The sequence below is a fragment of the Microcoleus sp. BR0-C5 genome, assembly GCF_036705045.1.
GTDB lineage: Bacteria > Cyanobacteriota > Cyanobacteriia > Cyanobacteriales > Microcoleaceae > Microcoleus.
The window spans coordinates 66121-84343 of record NZ_JAUBTR010000022.1; the positions used below are offsets into that span (position 1 = coordinate 66121).

The following is an 18223-nucleotide window of genomic DNA, read 5'->3' on the forward strand; positions in this document are numbered from 1 at the left end:
ATACAATGATTCTAGATGAAGTGAGTTTCAACGGGTCAAAGTCGTGGCTTTCAAAATTGGTTTGTTAGGTTTGGGTACAGTTGGCGCGGGAACAGCAGAGATTTTGCTCTCCCCAGATGGCCGCCATCCGCTGTTGCAGGAATTGGAAATCTATCGGGTGGGAGTGCGCGATATTTCTCGAACTCGGTCTTTACAATTGCCAGAAAATGTGCTGACAACTGACCTAGAAGCGATCGCAACTGACCCGGAAATTGATATTGTAGTAGAACTGATTGGCGGATTGGAACCGGCGCGATCGCTCATTTTACAGGCTATTGCCAGCGGCAAGCACGTCGTCACGGCCAACAAAGCAGTTATCGCCCGCTACGGTAATGAAATCTTCGAGGCCGCCAACAAAAAAGGCGTTTACGTAATGCTAGAAGCAGCTGTCGGCGGCGGCATTCCAGTCATTCAAAGCCTCAAACAATCTTTAGGTGCAAACCGCATTCAAACTGTCACCGGCATCGTCAACGGCACAACTAATTACATCCTGACGCGGATGCAAACAGAAGGCGCAGACTTTGCCGAAGTGCTCGCCGACGCTCAGCAATTAGGTTATGCTGAAGCTGACCCCACAGCAGATGTAGATGGATTAGATGCTGCCGATAAAATTGCTATTTTAGCCTCGCTAGCTTTTGGCGGACGCATCAAATTAGCAGATGTTCACTGCGAAGGTATCAGAAAAGTTAGTGCGGCGGATATTGACTACGCCGACAAGCTGGGATTTGTGATTAAATTGTTGGCTATTGCTCAAGAAACCTCCCACTACAATGGCAAGCAAGCGGAGGGAGAAAGCGAACTGCTGTCAATTCGAGTGCATCCTAGTTTTGTGCCCAAAACTCATCCGCTAGCCAATGTCAACGGGGTTTACAATGCAATTTTAGTCGAAGGAGAGCCGATCGGGCAATTGATGCTGTACGGGCGCGGCGCCGGTGCAGGCCCCACAGCTAGCGCCGTAGTATCCGACATCATGAATGTGGCGGCCATCCTGAAAACCGAAACTGTTCCGATTCCCCATCCTTTGCTGAGTTGCAGTCACCAACACTACTGCAAAATTGCTCCGATGCAGGAACTTGTTACTCGCTTTTATGCCCGTTTCCTGACGCGCGATACTCCGGGGGTAATTGGCAAACTCGGCACTTGTTTCGGCAATCACAAAGTTAGTTTGGAATCAGTTGTGCAGACGGGAATTCACGGCGATTTAGCAGAAATTGTGGTCGTGACTCACGATGTTAGGGAAGGGAATTTTCAACAAGCACTCGATGAAATTCGCGCGATGGAAGCAGTCGATAGTATTGCTAGCACGTTGCGAGTTTTGTAAAAGTGATTTGCTAGGGGCGGGTTTTACATAGAATATTTGCTAATAATTGACAATCTATAAAACCCGCCCCAATCCAAGCATAAATCATCATGTACCGGGTGCTTGTAGGGGCGGGTTTTACAAACAATAATTGCCTGAAACAAACTATCTCGAAAACCCGCCCGAACCGAACCATAAATCATCATGTACATTTTTCGATGCGATGCAAATTTCGGGTTGACGTAGGTTATCGGTGGTGGGGGCGGGTTTATCTAGATTGTCGGTCATCGTTAGATATGGTTGGTGAACCCGCCCCTACCAAATCTGGGTAAAGGTATTTTGCAAAAATACCGGGTTTTCCCCCCACAAGCAGTTAAAAATGAGATTTGGGATGAAAATAACAAAATCAGATTTTGTCGATCGCCAAACGGGAAGGCACTTGCTAGATTCCCTGTATGAAAAATTTTCTAAACCCCAACTGCACGATACTTTTAAACCCAATAATCCTTCAATTTACATTCGGCACGGGGAAGGGCAAGTTATTGATGGAAATTATATCATAACAAAAGTATTTGAAGATTCTCGCACTGGTTTTTATGCTGAAAGTCGCTTCCCCCTTTCTGGCAACAATCCGCCTGTTTTAGTGATTCGCGGCTACGGTTCTTGGTATCCTTTCGATCGCGTTTTGGAAGATACGCCAGATGTATTTATGGCAAAACTAGAACGCCAGTTAAAATCGGCCCAAACTGTGGGTGCTATTGATTGGATAAAGCATCAATTTTACAGCGGAAATCCGCCGGATGTCATCGGAGAAAGTTTGGGAGGCAAAGTTGCTCAGCAAATAGCCGCAAAATACCCAGATTATATTCGATCAACTGTAATTTTTAATTCTTTGGGCGTTTCGGAAAAGTTAGCTAAAACTTGCACGGCTAATAATGTTTTTCACTACTTTACTTTAGGCGAAAGGTATGCTTTCTGGGCAAATGAAGGTGATTACATACCGGGAACGATTTTTGTGATTTCCCAAAAGGGGAAAAGCTGTTGTTATAAAATCGAGGAGGCGATCGTCCGAATGGCGCGTTTTGAAGGCAAGTTTCTCAAAAGGCGCGCGATTGTGGCAATATGGGCTCAGTGGCTTTTGCTAAACAGACACAATGCGATCGTCCTCAACAAACGGCGGCCAGTAGTTGTTCAGATCGATCGCACTCAATTGCAAATTTTCCGAAAAAAGCGCTTTGTTTAAACTCAGACAGAATGGCTTCAGGCCGCAGATGGCTGATTTTCCCGCGCTGCGACGGCCAGAAGCAGACAAAGTGCTGCGATCGCTATTAGCAAAATTGTAACATCTCGATCGCCAAACAAGCATCTAAATCTAGCTGCGTCCATCTGCGGTTAAAAATTCTCTGTTAAAAATTCTACACAAATTCTCCCTTAGCAACCATCACCACCTTACCACCAACCAAAACAGTTATTTCCTGTTCATTTTTGGCGGCTTGTAACAACAGCAAAGAAGGTCGATCAATTTCATAACCCTGCTCGACTCTCACATCAATCTTTGCTGACCCATAATAATCATGTTCTACCAAATATCCAGCCAAACAGCCGTTAGCACTGCCAGTCGCCGGATCTTCTGGAATTCCTAATGAATGGGCAAAAACTCGCACGCTTAAATCATTAAGATCACTGTAGGTTTCTGGGCAAAATATCAAAATTTCTTTCGCTTCCATTGTATCAACTAGCTCAAAATATTTATCTAAGTTGACTTGAGCTTTTTTGAGCGAGGCGAGAGTTTTTAATGGGACAATTATAAAGGGCACTCCAGTAGAAACTTCTTGAATTAGGAATCTCGAATCAATTTCATCTGGTTCTAAATTCAGGACATTTGCCAGACGTTCGGCTGATAAAACTTGACCAAAACTAGGCGGGTTTTGTCGCATCCACAAAATATCGGCCGCTTCATTATGATAATTAAAAGTAACTGGAATTTGACCAACGGCTAGATTGAGAATTACTCGATCGACCTTTTCGCGAATAATCTCTTGCTGCAACACAAACGCAGTGCCCAAAGTCGGATGACCGGCAAAGGGCAATTCCTTCTTGGGCGTGAATATCCGCACGTCATAGCCGCCATCTCGCGGATCGGGCGATCGAATAAACGTAGTTTCTGAATAATTGATTTCCCTCGCTATCTGTAGCATTTGAGCGTCAGATAGTTCGGCAACTCCCGCACCGCAAAATACAGCTAGTTGATTGCCAGCATATTTTGACTCCGCAAACACGTCAACTATATAAAAATTCACATTTCCCTCGTTCAACAGTAGTTTGTGTTTCTTGTTACCAGGCAGAGCCTGGTAACAGAGATCCAGAGGCTCCGCCTCACTATTTCAAACAGCGAATTGCTTCCAACATTCCCCTGGCTTTATTGAGCGTTTCTTCGTACTCCATATCCGGGTTAGAATCTGCCACCAAACCAGCACCTGCTTGCACAGAAACCGAATGTTTGTCACCACCTAAAGAACGAACAACCATAGTCCGAATCGCGATCGCACTATTCAATTGCCCCTCAAAATCATAATACCCGTAAACCCCAGAATACGGCCCCCGGCGACAACCTTCCAACTCGTGCACAATCTCCATCGCCCGAATCTTCGGAGCACCGCTAACAGTACCCGCAGGAAAACCAGCTTTCAACAAATCCCAAGCTGTCTTATCCTGGGCCAATTCTCCCACCACATTGCTCACAATGTGCATGACGTGAGAATAACGCTCAATTTCCATTAATTCGTCAACTTTTACAGTACCGTTTCGGCAAACTCTGCCTAAATCGTTCCTGCCCAAATCAACTAACATGACGTGTTCCGCAATTTCCTTCGGATCTTGCAGCAATTCAGCAGCCAAAGCATCATCTTCTTGAGGAGTTTTACCCCGGCGGCGAGTGCCGGCGATTGGTCGCAAAGTTGCTATCTTTTTGCCATCAGCAGTATTTTCCGCCTTCACCATAATTTCGGGACTCGAACCGATAATCTGCCAATCTCCGAAATGAAAATAAGCCATGTACGGAGAAGGATTTATCAGACGCAAAGAGCGGTAAAGTGCAAAAGAATCGCCGCTGTATTCAGCCTCTAGTCGCTGGGAAATAACTACTTGAAAAATATCTCCGGCTTTGATATAATCCTTAGCTTTTAAGACATTGGCACAATATTTTTCAGGTGTAATATTGCTGCTGTAACTCAACTCTGTATTTTCTGTTGTGGAACGGGCATCTTGCCCGTCCTTATCTCTTGTGGAACGGGCATCTTGCCCGTTATTGGGAGGTGTCCATTCTATGAGAGTTGATTGGCGGGAAAGCGGCGATTGCAGCTTCTGAACTAACTTGCCAACGCGATCGCACGCTTGCTGATAAGCATCGGCCAAATCCACGCCCACCTCCCGCAAATCCGCATAGGCGACGGCCCAAATTTTCCGCTTCACCTGGTCGAAAATCAGCAAATTATCCACCTGCATCCACAATCCATCCGGCAAATCATTCTCGCTGGCTGGATGCACGGGAACTCGCGGTTCTATCCACTTAATTAACTCGTAACCCCAAAAACCGAATAGCCCGCCAATTCCCGGCGGTAACTGCGGCAATTTCACCGGTTGATAAGACTCCAAACATTCCGTTAAAGCTACAAACGGATCGCCTGTAAATACTTTTTCGGAACCGTCACGGTAAACTTGAGTTGTGCGATCGCCCTTAGCCTCCAAAATCCACAACGGATCGCACCCCAAGAAACTATAACGCCCAAGTTTTTCCCCACCTTCCACTGACTCCAGCAGAAAACTGTAAGGTTGACCCGCACAAACCCGATACCACGCAGACACCGGCGTATCCAAATCAGCAACCCATTCTTGATACACGGGTACAAAATTGCCTTGTTTCGCCAGTTCCGAGAATTGTGAGAAATCGGGGAATATCATATACTAACTTCGCTATACAATCAATAAACAAAAGACGGAAAGCAACATCCCTCCGGCGACTGATACTCGCCAAGTGCCATCACCGCCATCGGCTTGAGGGCGCGCAGCCCCTCTTGCAAGCACCAGCGAAACAAACTTGCGTACCTCAGCGGCAAGTGAAAAGAAAGCAATTCTTGGGAATTGTACGCAGCAGCCCCCAAAAGTAAAGCCTGCATATCCGCCTCAGTTTCCGCGACGCTGTGGCTCAAAGCCGACACCGCACAAGTATAAGCCACAATCCGACCTTGTTTGCAAGCAACGAAGGGAGAAAAGAAATTCACGGCGTCTTCAATCTCCGAAATTCGATCGCACCTGTATAATTTCTTGCACAAAGCCGCACATTCACCAACATCCTCACTAGCCATCGGGCGCACCTCAAACCCATGCGGAGGCTGGCTGCGAAACTTCCCTTCCATTAACACGAAAGGTTCCTTCACCTCAAAACCCAAAGAAGCGTACAGCGACAGCGAGGCCATATTAAAAGATTCCTGAACCAAACGGATACCCGCAGCGTCCTGTCCGCGTTCCAGCAAAGCTTTCATGATTTCGCGTCCCGTGCCGCTGCCTTGAAAAGTTCGATCGACACTGACGGGCCCGATACCGCGAATCGGGTTGCGTTCGTCCATAAACCCGCAGCCGACTACCGCACCGGAGCTCTCGGCTACTATGCCAAAAAATACCGGACTTTCGATCACAAGACCAATAATTTCAGTTGAAAACTCCAGCGTCGGAAAATCTGTAGGGAATTGATGGCGATCGGAAATACCTTTAAAAGCTTCATAATTAATGCCAGCGCAAACATCGATATCAGAAGGCTGCGCTCGCCTGATTGCGACATTCATTTTTAATTTAACGATTAACTTTTAATTAGATTTGAAGTTTGCAGTAGTATTCGGGTGCTGCGACCGACGGCCTCGGGCGCCAGAATACTACTGCAAAAACAAGTTTACAAGCTGAGCCTTACAGGAAATATTACCTATGTTTTGCTCAGCCATGCACTCATGGTCTAAGGATCGAAAGTCTTCTTACCGCTGAACTTGAGCTTAGCCGGATTTGGATTGCTGCCAATATTGCGGTCAATCTTACCGTTGTAGGGACGACCTTCGTTCACCTTCTCAGGGAACACGCCATCCTTGGGATGCAGGTACTCAGTAGTACCGTCTGGAAACACGCGGTAAATTTTGTAGTTGGTGATTTTGAATTTAGCCCGCAGTTGCTGGCCGCCCAAAGCGATGCACTGCTCCTTCCGGGGCAGATGCAGCAAGTTGTCGCCTTGACGCATAATCGCAGCGCCACCCGTAGGCATTTCAAACACCTGCTCCTTGGGGCTAGTCCAAGTGATAGCGTACTTCTCTTCAACTAGCGCCTTGGTCAGCAAGCCGCCTGTGCTGCCGCCGAAGATTGGGGGTTGTCCAGTAAGTTGTTCGGCCATAGATATATCCAAAGGATTTTTACGGCATCGTATCATCGAGACTGCACGCTGTTCTCGAAATTGTAAGGAAAATTAACAGTTTTTTGGCGATCGATCTTTTCTGATAATTGATAATTAGTAATTAATAATTGATAATTGGTAATTTTCACCAAAGTTATAAAACAGAATTAGGCTGCACGACTTCCCAAAAAATAATCAAAAAAAAACAGCAATTATTCTGGTGCTTGTGGGCACCCGAATAATCGCACATTCCCCCAATTTCCCCCCACACACGATCGCACAATTTACCGCGTCAACCCTAAGTCAAGAACCACTTAGGGTCATAGCCGCGCGGAATTTGGCTCAAAGCAGTCCAAGTTTCTTGATTGACAATCCCGTCTGCCTGAATCCCAAAGCTTTTTTGAAATGCGCGAACAGCTTTGTCCGTCAAAGTAGCAAAGTCGCCGTCAACTTTACCGCCATAATGCTGGGAAGTTTTGAGAACTTCCTGAACAGTAGCGACTGCTTCCCCAGAACTGCCGAATTTGAGTATCGGCATATTAACAGGAGCTGCAGTATAAAGCGCCTGCCAAGTCAGCGGCCCGACAATGCCGTCCGGCGACAAGAAAACCCGAAACTGAAACAGTTTCACAGAAAATTCAACTGCTTTGTTAAAAATTCCTTTAGCAGGGTGCCGATAAAGTTGCAACTTGGTTAGCAGTTGTTCGAGTTCCAATACCGCTTTACCTTGAGAACCTAATTGTAGTTGTGGCTTTTTGGCCATAGGTTGAGTAGATTTCATCTGGCTTGTAGGTGACATAATCGATTTTCCTACCCTCTAGGTTTGAGTATTCTTCTGGGAAAAAACTTTTTCCGGGCAAAACATTTGCCTTCTCAACTTTTCACGAATCAACACTGGCCTCGGCAGTGCCTCAACAGATTCGAGCGACTTTTACCATCTCGCGACTTGTGGACAAGAGACTTATACCATTTTAGATTTTAGATTTTAGATTTTAGATTTTAGATTCGGCATGACTGATTACTATGGGGGTTTGCAGCTTACCTACAGTTGGATTATTTTTTTAAACTGATATTAATTTTGGGCAGCCTCCCTAGGTATTCTGTCGCCAAACCGGGTTTAAGACGGCAAGCGCATCCTGAATCTGCTTTGATACTTTCGATTTTAAATCTGAACAGCGCGTAGCCACATCACCTTTAAGGCTGATCTCACAGGGTGAGGATTGAGGGTGATATCCTTGACCTTTGCATCGGAATTATTCATCTCTCTCTTCTCTTTCTCTGCGAGCTCTGCGTTCTCTGTGGTTAAATCCTTCCGATGCAATCGGCATTAATATTAGTCGTTAAGTCCGACAGGGGTTGAAACAAGAGCCTCATAGCTCAAGTCGTCTCAAGACGACTGTAGATTAGTATTTGATATCAAGTCCGGCGTAAATAGCCCCTCATATCAAATTTGTTAGCAGCGGATTTGATATCATGCCAGCGCAGCCGGATTTGATATAACTCGATCGATACTTGCGCGCTCAGACGCACACCAACCCGGTTTTTTACAGTATATTCCATGTAAATTTAGTACGGATAAACAGGGTTTCGAGCAACAGAATCAGTAATGATGCGATAACTGTAAAGAAACCCCGTGAGAGCGCGGTGTACTTCATCAACCTGGAATACGCTGTATCAATTGACTCTAAACAGTGGGAATAGTAAAGTGAAATTCACTTCCTCGGTCTTTTCCTGCGGAATCTACCCAAATTTTACCGCCCCAGCCGGCAACAATCTGTTTGCAAATTGCCAATCCCAAACCGGTACCGCCTGCGCTGCGGCGCAAAGCTCCTTCTTCTTGATAAAATCGATCGAACACTACTTTTAAACTGTTCGCCTCTATTCCCCTCCCCGTATCGGCTACGAGCACTTCCACCATCCGAGAACCGTTGCATTTGGCTCTTATGGTGACGCTTCCTTGAGGTGTGGTAAATTTGCAAGCGTTGTCTAGCAGTTTGGAGAGCACCTCCACCAACCACTCTCCGTCTGCTTGCACTAAAGGCAATTCTGCCGACACCTCGGCGATAATTTCCGGTAACTGTCGATCGACCGTGCGCGATCGCACGCTGCTGAGGGCTAAATCCACGCATTCTTGCAGCGTCAGCGATTCTACATTCCATTGGACTCGCCCGCTTTCTAAGTGAGAAAGAGTTAAGAAATCCTGCACGAGCTTCCGCATTCTATCGGCATCACCGAGGGCAGTTTCTAACATGATTTGCCGCAATTGGGCGGGCATATCTGGTTCGGAGTTCAAACTTTCCAAACACACTTGAATCGTAGAAAGAGGGGTGCGGAGTTCGTGTCCGGTGATGGCAATTAGATTGCTACGAGTGCGGTCTAATGCTTCTAATTGTTGGTTAAGTTCTTCTAAATGAGCGTAGGTTTCTGCTTGAATTAAGGCCGCTCCGAGTTGGGTGGCGATCGCCTCTACTAAAGCAATTTCGTCTTCTTCCCAAGGTAAAACCGATCGGCACTGGTGCATTTCCACCATGCCCAAAACCCGCCCCTGATAAAGCACTGGCACCATTAACCAAGAGACTATTTGCCAATTTTTTACAGTTTTTTCCAGGAATTTTGTATTGACAATCAGCGGGTGTTGTGCTGTGTCTTGGATGTAAACTCGCTCTTGTCGCGCCACCGCGTCGATCCATATTTGATTTTCCTGCAACAGCCAAGTCTGATCCAGCATGGAACTAGCGCCCGGAGCCAAAAACTCGCGATCTATTTTGACCGCCACATCTGCGGTCTTGCACCGATAAATCAAACATCGGCTTGCCGACAGGGCAGTGCCGAGTTCTTGAACTGCAACTTCGACGATTTCTTGTGGGTTGAGAGACTGCCGCATTGCCGTTGTAATTAAGTTTACCAGGCGTTCTTTGCGTTCCTGGGCGGCGATGGCGGCGTATGCTTTGAGCAGTTTGTGCTGGCCTGCTTGCAAGTAGGTGACTAAGCGTTCGGTAAAAGCATCGCTCAATTTTGGATTGGGAATTTTTGAGCTTTTTGCCGTACTTTTGTCGGGTTTGGCGGCTTTGGCAGTGGCGGATTTCCTCGTTTTTTTCGGTGTTTTTAGCTTGTAAGTAGTTCGCGCTCGATCGATCTTTTCGGCCAATTCCGGGCGATATTTGACAATTCTATCTAGCAACAATGCGGCCGCTTTGGAGCTTACCTCGCGATCGAACGTCCAAATTCCTTCAAATCTCCGAGCTTGATCCATTAACAGTTGCCCGCGATCGTCCTGGTTGTCGATCGGCACAATTTTTTCTTGACAAATCAGGCAAGTTGAGTAGTGTTCCCCCAGTACCACTAAGTGCCACTCTTTGCTTAATCCGTCCTCCGGTGCAAACGCCACAGTTTCGTGACACTCCGAAGCATTTTTAAAGTCAGTTTCCGGTGCTGCCAGCACGTATACCTGAGACGAGCGTGAGGCAATTCGCCGGTAGCGGTGAGCTTCCTGGCGGTAGAAGCGCTCTCGCTGAAAGCTGGCAATCACTAGCGGTTCGTCGTCGGAACCCGCCAAAACTAAGTCTTCCATCGCGTGAGACAAGGCTGTCATGGAAGATTTGAAATAAATTTGTGCCCGCAGTTGGGGCAAAGCTTGCAGAAGTTCTGCCAGTAGCGAAATAGGGACGATCATCTAGCCTTAAACGTGCATTTTTGCCGATGACAAAACAGGATCGATAGGAGGTTTAGAGCGATCCCTTTTCAGTATCTGATACATTTATGCTTCATAACACGACTGTTTAAGTCATATCATGCTAGCAATAGCACTTAGACGAATCTAAGCAGAGGTATGCCTCCAAGACCTTGAGTTCATCCCAAAGTCACCTGTTTTTACCTCTAGGTTTTGACGCCAACTCATCTATTCAGGCTGGGATTCGGGCGTTAGCACTCTCACCATTCAGACTTGTTAGGCACCGCTTGCGGATCTCTTGCATTATACTATTCTTGAGCTATTTGATATCAGTGCTATCTTTATCGGTTTTTGGCGAATCGGTTTTTGGCGAACCGGTTTTTGGCGATCCGGTTTTTGGCGATCGATCTGGCTAATCGGCAATTAAACTTTCAAAAATCACAAATAATTGGCCATTAGTTAAAAACTAACGACCAATTATTTGGAGGACTTATGCCAAGAAACCCAGTTTTTACCCACAATCTATGAATAAACCGGGTTTCTGACACCTAACGTGTAAGTCCTATATTTTTTTGAGGCATCGCGCCTGAGTATAAATGCTGCGGCTGTGGTTTGATCAGGCTAGTTCGCCCCCTTCGTCGTTGCCACCCGGAGATGATTTGTAGAGAGCATCTAATTGTTCGCGGGCGTCTTGGACAGTCAGCGAACGCATCACTAACAGCGGCTCATTGACAATATTTCCGTGTTCGTCTAAAAGTTCTGGATGCGGTACAGATTGAGAGCGAGGATAGGATGCGTGGCGATTATTTGCCCTGAATTGTTGAGGGCGCTGGGATTCCATACCAACGGTGACTAGACTGCGGATTAAGTTACCGACTGCCAGAAAGGCAAGAACGGTAAAAGCTAAAATATAAAGCAAGTGCAACATTATCTTCTCCTCCGGGCTAAACAGCCACACAGCAATTTACAAATGTGTTTCAGAAAGTATTGACACTCCCGGCCGTAAACGCGGGGATTCTTGGTTCACTGACATACCTTTAAACTATTCATCCCTTCGGCAATATTTAAACCACAAACCCGTCCAATTGAACGAAGCTTCCAGCCTAATTTGAATAGTCCCAGAGGGCTTGTCTCCCCAAGCGTTAAGGGATCATTCCCTTTGTTCCCGTATGCCCTACGGTACATCTAACTACTAAGATTTTGAGTTTTCTGGTATGGGTGCGCGATGGCTACCCTAGCTATGTTTTTGTGGTTTTCGCCACCCACGAGACATTATTGTTTCCTAGCCAGTCATTTTGGGGTTGGTTATCCATTCGATGCTCGCGGTTATTCTACCTGTATCTATTTGTAGTATAGGGTACTATTTGGGAAACTTTTAGAACTTTTTGGAAATAAAGCCTTCCTAAAAGGACGGGGTTTTAAACCCAATTTTCTGATAACTTATTAACTGGAAATCTGTTTTAGGTTGTCAAGTGGGCCGCCACATTTCCTCATGTTTGGGATTTGACTGCAAGTTTAACTTGAACTCGCTTCCTTATTTTTCAGGGGGAGCTGATTGCAATGAGCGAAAGCGCGCCGATACTTGCCAGCATTCGGCGAGCAGTCTGTGCCACGGCATCAGTGCTGCTGTTTCAATCCCAACTTGACCTCCGGTTGCTTGAAATAGAGCTGTAGCCGCGCCTACTTCTTGCTGAGCCTGTTTGACTCGCGCCAGCAAGTCAGATTGATCTTCGTCGCTGAGAAAGGGAATTTCCTCACTTTCTAAGAGTTTTGCCGATCGAGCGAACCAGTAATTGAAATCCTCTAACAGCGGTTCCAGTAACGCTTTGAGCAATTCTGGTTCGGGCAAATTGGAATTAAGCATGGATCAAAATTGGGTTATTTATCTATTATAGTCTTAGACAGTCTTTACAAATTGTAACATATTTTTAACAAAAATTCAATAATTTAATAACAATTAGCAGGTGGGTGTGAATAAATTTAACTGTGCCAGCAGCGATTTTTGAGTCGAAATCCCCAAATTGTGCAATATCGGCTCAGACTCGCTAGCAATAGCTGATAGCAGAAGGAAGTTCGGCAAGGGATTCGCTTTCTTCGGATGTAACGGATGTAACGGATGAAAGGAAGAAGAAAGAAGGAAGAAAAAAACTATGCCCAATGCCCCATGCCCAATGCCCCATGCCCAGAATGACCTAATTTCCCGGAGTGTCCCCCTGCCGGAAGTCGGCGCTTGCTGTCCCAATCTGAGTAAGATAGAAGCAACTGCAACTAAATTAATTGCTAATTCAGCCGATGTCTAGCTCAGAATCCATGTCCGCTCCAGAAGAGTCCGTTAAGATTGAGTTGCCCCGCACGAGTGAGTCGGAGCCACTAAAAAAAATTCGCCACACCACTTCCCACGTTATGGCGATGGCGGTGCAGAAGTTATTTCCCAAGGCGCAAGTGACCATTGGCCCTTGGATTGAAAACGGTTTCTATTATGACTTTGACACTCCTGAACCTTTTACGGAACAGGATTTAAAAGCCATTAAAAAAGAGATGATCAAAATCATCAACCGTAAATTGCCTGTAATTCGGGAAGAAGTCAGCCGCGAGGAAGCGGAACGCAGAATTAAGGAGATTAACGAACCTTACAAATTAGAAATTTTAGAAGGTTTGATCGAACCGATTACTCTTTACCATTTGGGCGAGGAATGGTGGGATTTGTGCGCTGGGCCTCACTTGGATAATACCAGTGAGTTGAATCCAAAGGCGATCGAACTAGAAAGCCTAGCAGGCGCGTACTGGCGCGGCGACGAAACCAAAGCTCAATTACAGCGCATTTACGGCACGGCTTGGGAAACCCCCGAACAATTAGCAGCATACAAACACCGCAAAGAAGAAGCCCTAAGACGCGATCACCGCAAATTAGGCAAAGAATTAGGCTTGTTTATTTTTGCCGATCCGGTGGGGCCTGGCTTACCTTTGTGGACACCAAAAGGCACTATTTTGAGAAGTTTGCTTGAAGATTTCCTCAAAAAAGAACAGGTAAAACGCGGCTATCAGCAAGTTGTTACCCCGCACATCGCCAAAGTCGATTTATTCAAAATCTCTGGACACTGGCCTTACTACAAAGATGATATGTTTCCGCTGATGGCGGAGGATGAGGAAGTGACAGAATCACAGCAGGGTTTTGTACTCAAACCGATGAATTGTCCCTTCCACATTCAAATTTACAAAAGCGAACTGCGTTCTTATCGAGAACTGCCGATGCGACTGGCAGAATTCGGCACAGTTTACCGCTACGAACAGTCCGGTGAATTGGGAGGTTTAACGCGAGTTCGCGGCTTTACGCAGGATGATTCCCACCTGTTCGTGACGCCGGAACAGTTGGATCAAGAATTTTTAAATGTGGTGGATTTAACGCTGTCCGTATTTAAGAGTTTGCAGCTAAAAAATTTCCGAGTTAGACTCAGTTTCCGCGATCCAGAATCTGATAAATACATCGGTTCCGATGAAGCTTGGGAAAAGGCTCAAGGTGCAATCCGCCGCGCAGTGGAAACTTTGGGAATGAATTATTTTGAGGGAATTGGGGAGGCGGCTTTTTACGGGCCGAAACTCGATTTCATTTTCCAAGATGTTTTGGATAGAGAATGGCAATTAGGAACTGTTCAGGTAGATTACAATTTGCCTGAACGTTTTGATTTGGAATACGTTGCTGAAGACGGCATTCGTAAGCGTCCGGTGATGATTCACCGCGCTCCTTTCGGTTCTTTGGAACGCTTGATCGGGATTTTGATCGAGCAGTATGCGGGCGATTTTCCGCTGTGGTTGGCGCCGATTCAGGTGCGGTTGTTGCCTGTCAGCGCGGAGTTTTTGCCGTTTGCAAAGGAAGTGGCAGCGAAGATGAAGGCGCTAAATATTCGCGCTGAAGCTGATGAGGATAGCGAGCGTTTGGGCAAGTTGATTCGCAATGCTGAGAAGGAAAAAATTCCAGTGATGGGTGTTGTGGGTGCGAAGGAAGTTGAGGCGAATAGTTTGAATATTCGGACTCGGGCTTCTGGGGAGTTGGGGGCGATTTCAGTTGATGAAGTGATTGGGAGGTTGCAGGCGGCTATTAGTAGTTACGGCGATTTCTAGGGAATTTTAACCGCAGATGCACGCGGATTAACGCAGATGATATTTTGATATTGTCTGCGTTTTTTTAAGTGAGCTGCTAAAATAGTAGTGGTAAACGGAAAGTACGCTCATGCCTAATCCATTTCCGGGGATGAATCCTTATTTAGAACATCCTGATTTTTGGCCAGAAGTCTATCATTTACTGATTAGTGTGATTAAGGAGTCGTTAACTCCGCAATTGCGCCCTAAATACCGCGTCGCTATTGAAAAGCGAATTTACGAAATCAAAGGTGAAAATTCTCTATTAGTAGCGATTCCTGATGTCTCTATCCAACAGAAACGCCGTCCCACAAGTGCGATCGCATCTAATGCTGTCGCCGTCGCTTCCCGAACTGTGCAGCCTTTAAAAGTGAGAATCCCAGTGTCGGAAGAATTTAGGGAAGGATATTTAGAAGTAATCGATATGACAACCAAGGAAGTTGTCACGGTTCTTGAAGTGCTTTCGCCTGCAAATAAACGCCGGGGGGAAGGTCGAGAAAAGTATGACAATAAGCGAAATAAAATATTTGATAGCAATACCCATTTAGTCGAAATAGACTTGTTGCGGGGTGGGGAACCTTTGCCAGTTTTCGGACATTCCCATAAAAGCGACTGCCGCGTTTTAGTCAGCCGCAGCAATCAACGCCCGATCGCAGATTTATACTTATTTAACCTTCCCGATACAATTCCTGCATTTCCCTTGCCTTTGCGTCCAGAAGATGTAGAACCTGTTCTGGATTTACAGGCGCTGATTAATCAAGTATACGATCGCGCCGGTTATGATTTTGAAATTGATTACACAGCCGATGCAGTGCCCCCGCTGTCAGAAACGGATGCTGTTTGGGCCGATTCTCTGTTGCGAGAGAGGGTTAAGGGGATAATAGAAGTAGGTAAATTAACAGGAGTTAAATTAATGCCTAATCCGTTTCCAGGGATGAATCCTTATTTAGAAAGTCCTGAATTGTGGTGTTCAGTTCACAATAGGTTAATAGTGGCGATCGCAGATTTGTTAACTCCGCAATTGCTGCCTAAATATTTAGTAGATATCGAACAAATAATTTATCAAGTCAGCGGCGAAGATGCTTTAGTTATTGGCATTCCCGATGTCACAATACAACGCTCACTGGCTCCTACAACCGAGACTACTTCTAATGTCGCCGTTGCCGCTGATCCCACCCAGTCTTTGAAGGTGAGAATACCTTGGCCAGTGGAAGTAAAAGAAAGTTATTTGCAGGTCATCGAAACTGAAACTAAAAAGGTAGTGACTGTAATTGAAGTGCTTTCTCCAACAAATAAGCGCCCTGGAAAAGGGCGAGAAATGTATGAAGCAAAGCGAGAAAAGGTGTTTGGTAGTCACACTCATCTGGTTGAAATTGACTTGCTGCGAAGTTACCAACCTCTGCCAGTTTTTGATAACGATGTTGAGGCAAGTTATCGAATTTTAGTGAGTCGCGGAAATCAAAGGCCTTTGGCGGATTTGTACCTTTTCAATTTACCCGATATGATTCCTCAGTTTCCCTTGCATTTGCGCGCGGGTGATGCGGAACCAATTGTAGATTTACAAGGGTTATTAAATGGGGTTTACGATCGCGCCGCCTATGACTTTAGAATAGATTATAGGGCCGCACCCGTTCCCCCGTTGTCGGAAGCCGATGCAGCTTGGGCTGATTCTCTGCTTCGGGAAAGAGAGTTAAGGTGATAATAGAAGTAGTAGTCCTGGACGCATCAAAACCTTCATAACCGGGTTTTTTGCGGTTTTTGCGGGCTATAACGCGTCTTCTGGACAAAAACCCGGTTTCTGGCCACCCGTGCATAAGTCCTAAGTAGGTAAATCAACAGGAGTTAAATCAATGCCTAATCCGTTTCCAGGGATGAATCCTTATTTAGAAAGTCCTGACTTTTGGCCAGAAGTACATAATAGGTTGATAGTGGCGATCGCAGATGCTTTGGTTCCTCAACTCGTGCCAAAATATCGCGTGGCGATTGAAAAGCGAATTTATGAAATTAAGGGGGAACAATCTCTGTTAGTCGGGATTCCTGATGTTTCTATCCAGCGCAATCCCATTCCCAGAAATTCAACTACATCGAATGTGGCTGTCGCTACACGAACTACCGCGCCTTTGAAAATCAGATTAGCGATGTCTGAGGAGGTGAGAGAAGGATATTTGGAGGTGATAGATATGGCCACTAAGGAAGTTGTGACGGTGATTGAGGTGCTTTCACCTGCTAATAAACGTCCGGGAAAAGGGCGCGAAATGTATGAGGAAAAGCGGGATAACATATTCGGAAGTCGCACTCATTTCGTGGAGATTGACTTATTGCGGGGTTTGCAACCTCTCTCGGTTTTGGACAATGATATTGCAGCCCATTATCGGATTTTGGTGAGTCGGGGCAATCAAAGACCTTTTGCAGATTTATACTTATTTAATATACCAGATGCGATTCCCTGTTTTCCTTTGCCTTTGGGTGCAGGCGATGTGGAGCCTATTGTGGATTTACAGGCGTTGCTGAATACAGTGTACGATCGCGCCGCCTATGACATTACCCTCGATTATACGGCTGAGTTAGTCCCTGCGCTGTCCGAAACTGATGCTGTTTGGGCCGATTCTCTGTTGGAGGAGAGAGGATTGAGAGGGCGATCGCAAATAACAACTGATAGTTAAGGGCCTAACCGCTTTTTCAAAGCATCCAAAAAATGAACCGACCAATATTCCAGGAATCGGCTTTTCAGAGGTTTGATGAATTTATCCCAAGGATTGAGGTCAACAATATAATAACCGATTTTGATGCCAATCGGCTCTAAATGTTTGCCTTCTATTTCTTGGCTCACTAAAGGCAATTTTCTATTACTTAGCTGTTGTATGAGCCAAAGTACATCGCTGTTTTTTTGTTGTTCTGGACTTTTGTTGATATCATTGGTAGAACCAGCAATATCATCTCGATCGAAAGAAATTATTGCAGTCAAATTAAACAGAGAACTATTAGCAATAAAGCATTGAGTTTGTTCTCTGGTTGGTAGCACTCCTAAGCGGAATTTGTCTAACAGTTTTGCTAGCGCTCGCACTGGAATAGCGCTCTCTGTATTGCTGATATCAGGAGCAATTAATAAGGACGGCTGGCCTTTAATTGAAGGTCTGTCGATGCCCAGATTTTCGATTAACCTTTGAATCCGTTCGTAGTCAGGGCGATCGCAGAATTTCTCCACAATATTTGGATACCGATCGTCGCTTAAAAATTCTAAAAGAGCAATGTACTTGCATCCCAGACTGTGACCCACCCAAAAATAACTCGATGGTTCTTGATAAATTTCGCTTTCATAGCCTAATCTTTGAGCAATTTGGGTCAGTTCTGTTCTCAGAATCTCCTGCTCTTTTAATAACCCAATAGCGATGGGCCAGTGACGAAAAGTAAATCTAAACGGCAAAGCAACTACGGTATAACCTTCTTCAAACAACTGGTGTAAAAAATATCGATAAAACAAAGTTGGTAAACTACCAAAAAAAGTTCCACCAATAAATTGAACCACACCTTTTGGCTGCGGATGAACAGCCACCCAACTAAAAGAAACAGGCTGAAATTTAAATGAGTTCGACATTTGAATAAAGCTCAGTGAGTGTATAAGTAGGCTTAATTAAACGTAATCAAA

Annotated in this window: 16 protein-coding genes and 1 pseudogene; 7 read left to right on the forward strand and 10 right to left on the reverse strand. The window is 45.6% G+C overall.

All coding sequences use genetic code 11. The features are described from left to right. The first annotated feature begins 43 nt into the window (after positions 1–43). Positions 44–1360, forward strand: a complete 1317-nt coding sequence (locus QUB08_RS13120) for a homoserine dehydrogenase (protein ID WP_333225118.1) — start codon at positions 44–46, stop codon at positions 1358–1360. Between the two features lie 370 nt (positions 1361–1730). Then, the gene (locus QUB08_RS13125; protein WP_333225119.1) at positions 1731–2582 is read left to right on the forward strand and encodes an alpha/beta hydrolase; all 852 of its coding nucleotides are present in this window, start codon (positions 1731–1733) and stop codon (positions 2580–2582) included. Positions 2583–2599: 17 nt separating this feature from the next. Here the strand turns inward: QUB08_RS13125 and QUB08_RS13130 are convergent, their stop codons facing one another. From QUB08_RS13130 to QUB08_RS13170, 9 genes are all read right to left on the reverse strand, one after another. Further along, positions 2600–2725, reverse strand: coding sequence for a hypothetical protein (locus QUB08_RS13130; RefSeq protein ID WP_333225120.1), 126 nt, complete (start codon positions 2723–2725; stop codon positions 2600–2602). A 29-nt stretch (positions 2726–2754) separates the two neighbouring features. Beyond that, positions 2755–3639: a PhzF family phenazine biosynthesis protein gene (locus tag QUB08_RS13135; protein ID WP_333225121.1), complete on the reverse strand. Its 885-nt coding sequence runs from the start codon at positions 3637–3639 to the stop codon at positions 2755–2757. 79 nt (positions 3640–3718) lie between these two features. Beyond that, entirely contained in the window at positions 3719–5299 is a 1581-nt protein-coding gene (gene trpE / locus QUB08_RS13140; RefSeq protein WP_333225122.1) for an anthranilate synthase component I, read from the reverse strand. Positions 5300–5319: 20 nt separating this feature from the next. After that, a complete protein-coding gene (locus QUB08_RS13145) occupies positions 5320–6180 on the reverse strand; it encodes a GNAT family N-acetyltransferase (protein WP_333225123.1) in 861 nt (286 codons plus the stop codon). A gap of 164 nt (positions 6181–6344) precedes the next feature. Beyond that, a complete protein-coding gene (locus tag QUB08_RS13150; protein ID WP_332949173.1) occupies positions 6345–6770 on the reverse strand; it encodes a photosystem I reaction center subunit II PsaD in 426 nt (141 codons plus the stop codon). Positions 6771–7068: 298 nt separating this feature from the next. After that, on the reverse strand, positions 7069–7569 hold the full coding sequence (locus QUB08_RS13155) for a peptidoglycan-binding protein (RefSeq protein ID WP_333154296.1): 501 nt from the start codon (positions 7567–7569) through the stop codon (positions 7069–7071). Between the two features lie 885 nt (positions 7570–8454). Further along, the gene (locus tag QUB08_RS13160) at positions 8455–10443 is read right to left on the reverse strand and encodes a DICT sensory domain-containing protein (RefSeq protein WP_333225124.1); all 1989 of its coding nucleotides are present in this window, start codon (positions 10441–10443) and stop codon (positions 8455–8457) included. A 613-nt stretch (positions 10444–11056) separates the two neighbouring features. Then, positions 11057–11368, reverse strand: coding sequence for a DUF2973 domain-containing protein (locus tag QUB08_RS13165; protein WP_333154293.1), 312 nt, complete (start codon positions 11366–11368; stop codon positions 11057–11059). 606 nt (positions 11369–11974) lie between these two features. Then, positions 11975–12304, reverse strand: coding sequence for a DUF2605 domain-containing protein (locus QUB08_RS13170; RefSeq protein ID WP_333225125.1), 330 nt, complete (start codon positions 12302–12304; stop codon positions 11975–11977). A 286-nt stretch (positions 12305–12590) separates the two neighbouring features. On the opposite strand from QUB08_RS13170, the gene QUB08_RS13175 reads away from it, so the two are divergent. The 5 genes and pseudogenes from QUB08_RS13175 (at position 12591) to QUB08_RS13195 (ending at position 17240) form a co-directional block, all read left to right on the forward strand. Then, the gene (locus QUB08_RS13175; RefSeq protein ID WP_333225126.1) at positions 12591–12740 is read left to right on the forward strand and encodes a hypothetical protein; all 150 of its coding nucleotides are present in this window, start codon (positions 12591–12593) and stop codon (positions 12738–12740) included. After that, positions 12733–14559, forward strand: coding sequence for a threonine--tRNA ligase (gene thrS, locus QUB08_RS13180; RefSeq protein WP_333225127.1), 1827 nt, complete (start codon positions 12733–12735; stop codon positions 14557–14559). Before QUB08_RS13175 ends, thrS begins: the two co-directional genes overlap by 8 nt. A gap of 109 nt (positions 14560–14668) precedes the next feature. Then, positions 14669–15445 (forward strand): annotated as a pseudogene (locus QUB08_RS13185) (DUF4058 family protein); the annotation flags it as partial. Between the two features lie 45 nt (positions 15446–15490). Continuing rightward, positions 15491–16276: a DUF4058 family protein gene (locus QUB08_RS13190; RefSeq protein ID WP_333225149.1), complete on the forward strand. Its 786-nt coding sequence runs from the start codon at positions 15491–15493 to the stop codon at positions 16274–16276. 151 nt (positions 16277–16427) lie between these two features. Beyond that, positions 16428–17240 carry a DUF4058 family protein gene (locus tag QUB08_RS13195; RefSeq protein WP_333225128.1) on the forward strand — a complete coding sequence of 271 codons (813 nt, stop codon included), beginning with the start codon at positions 16428–16430 and terminating at the stop codon, positions 17238–17240. On the opposite strand, the gene QUB08_RS13200 is transcribed toward QUB08_RS13195, so the two are convergent. Continuing rightward, the gene (locus QUB08_RS13200) at positions 17237–18172 is read right to left on the reverse strand and encodes a DUF1350 family protein (RefSeq protein ID WP_333225129.1); all 936 of its coding nucleotides are present in this window, start codon (positions 18170–18172) and stop codon (positions 17237–17239) included. The two genes, QUB08_RS13195 and QUB08_RS13200, sit on opposite strands and share 4 nt — an antisense overlap. Positions 18173–18223 lie beyond the last annotated feature (51 nt).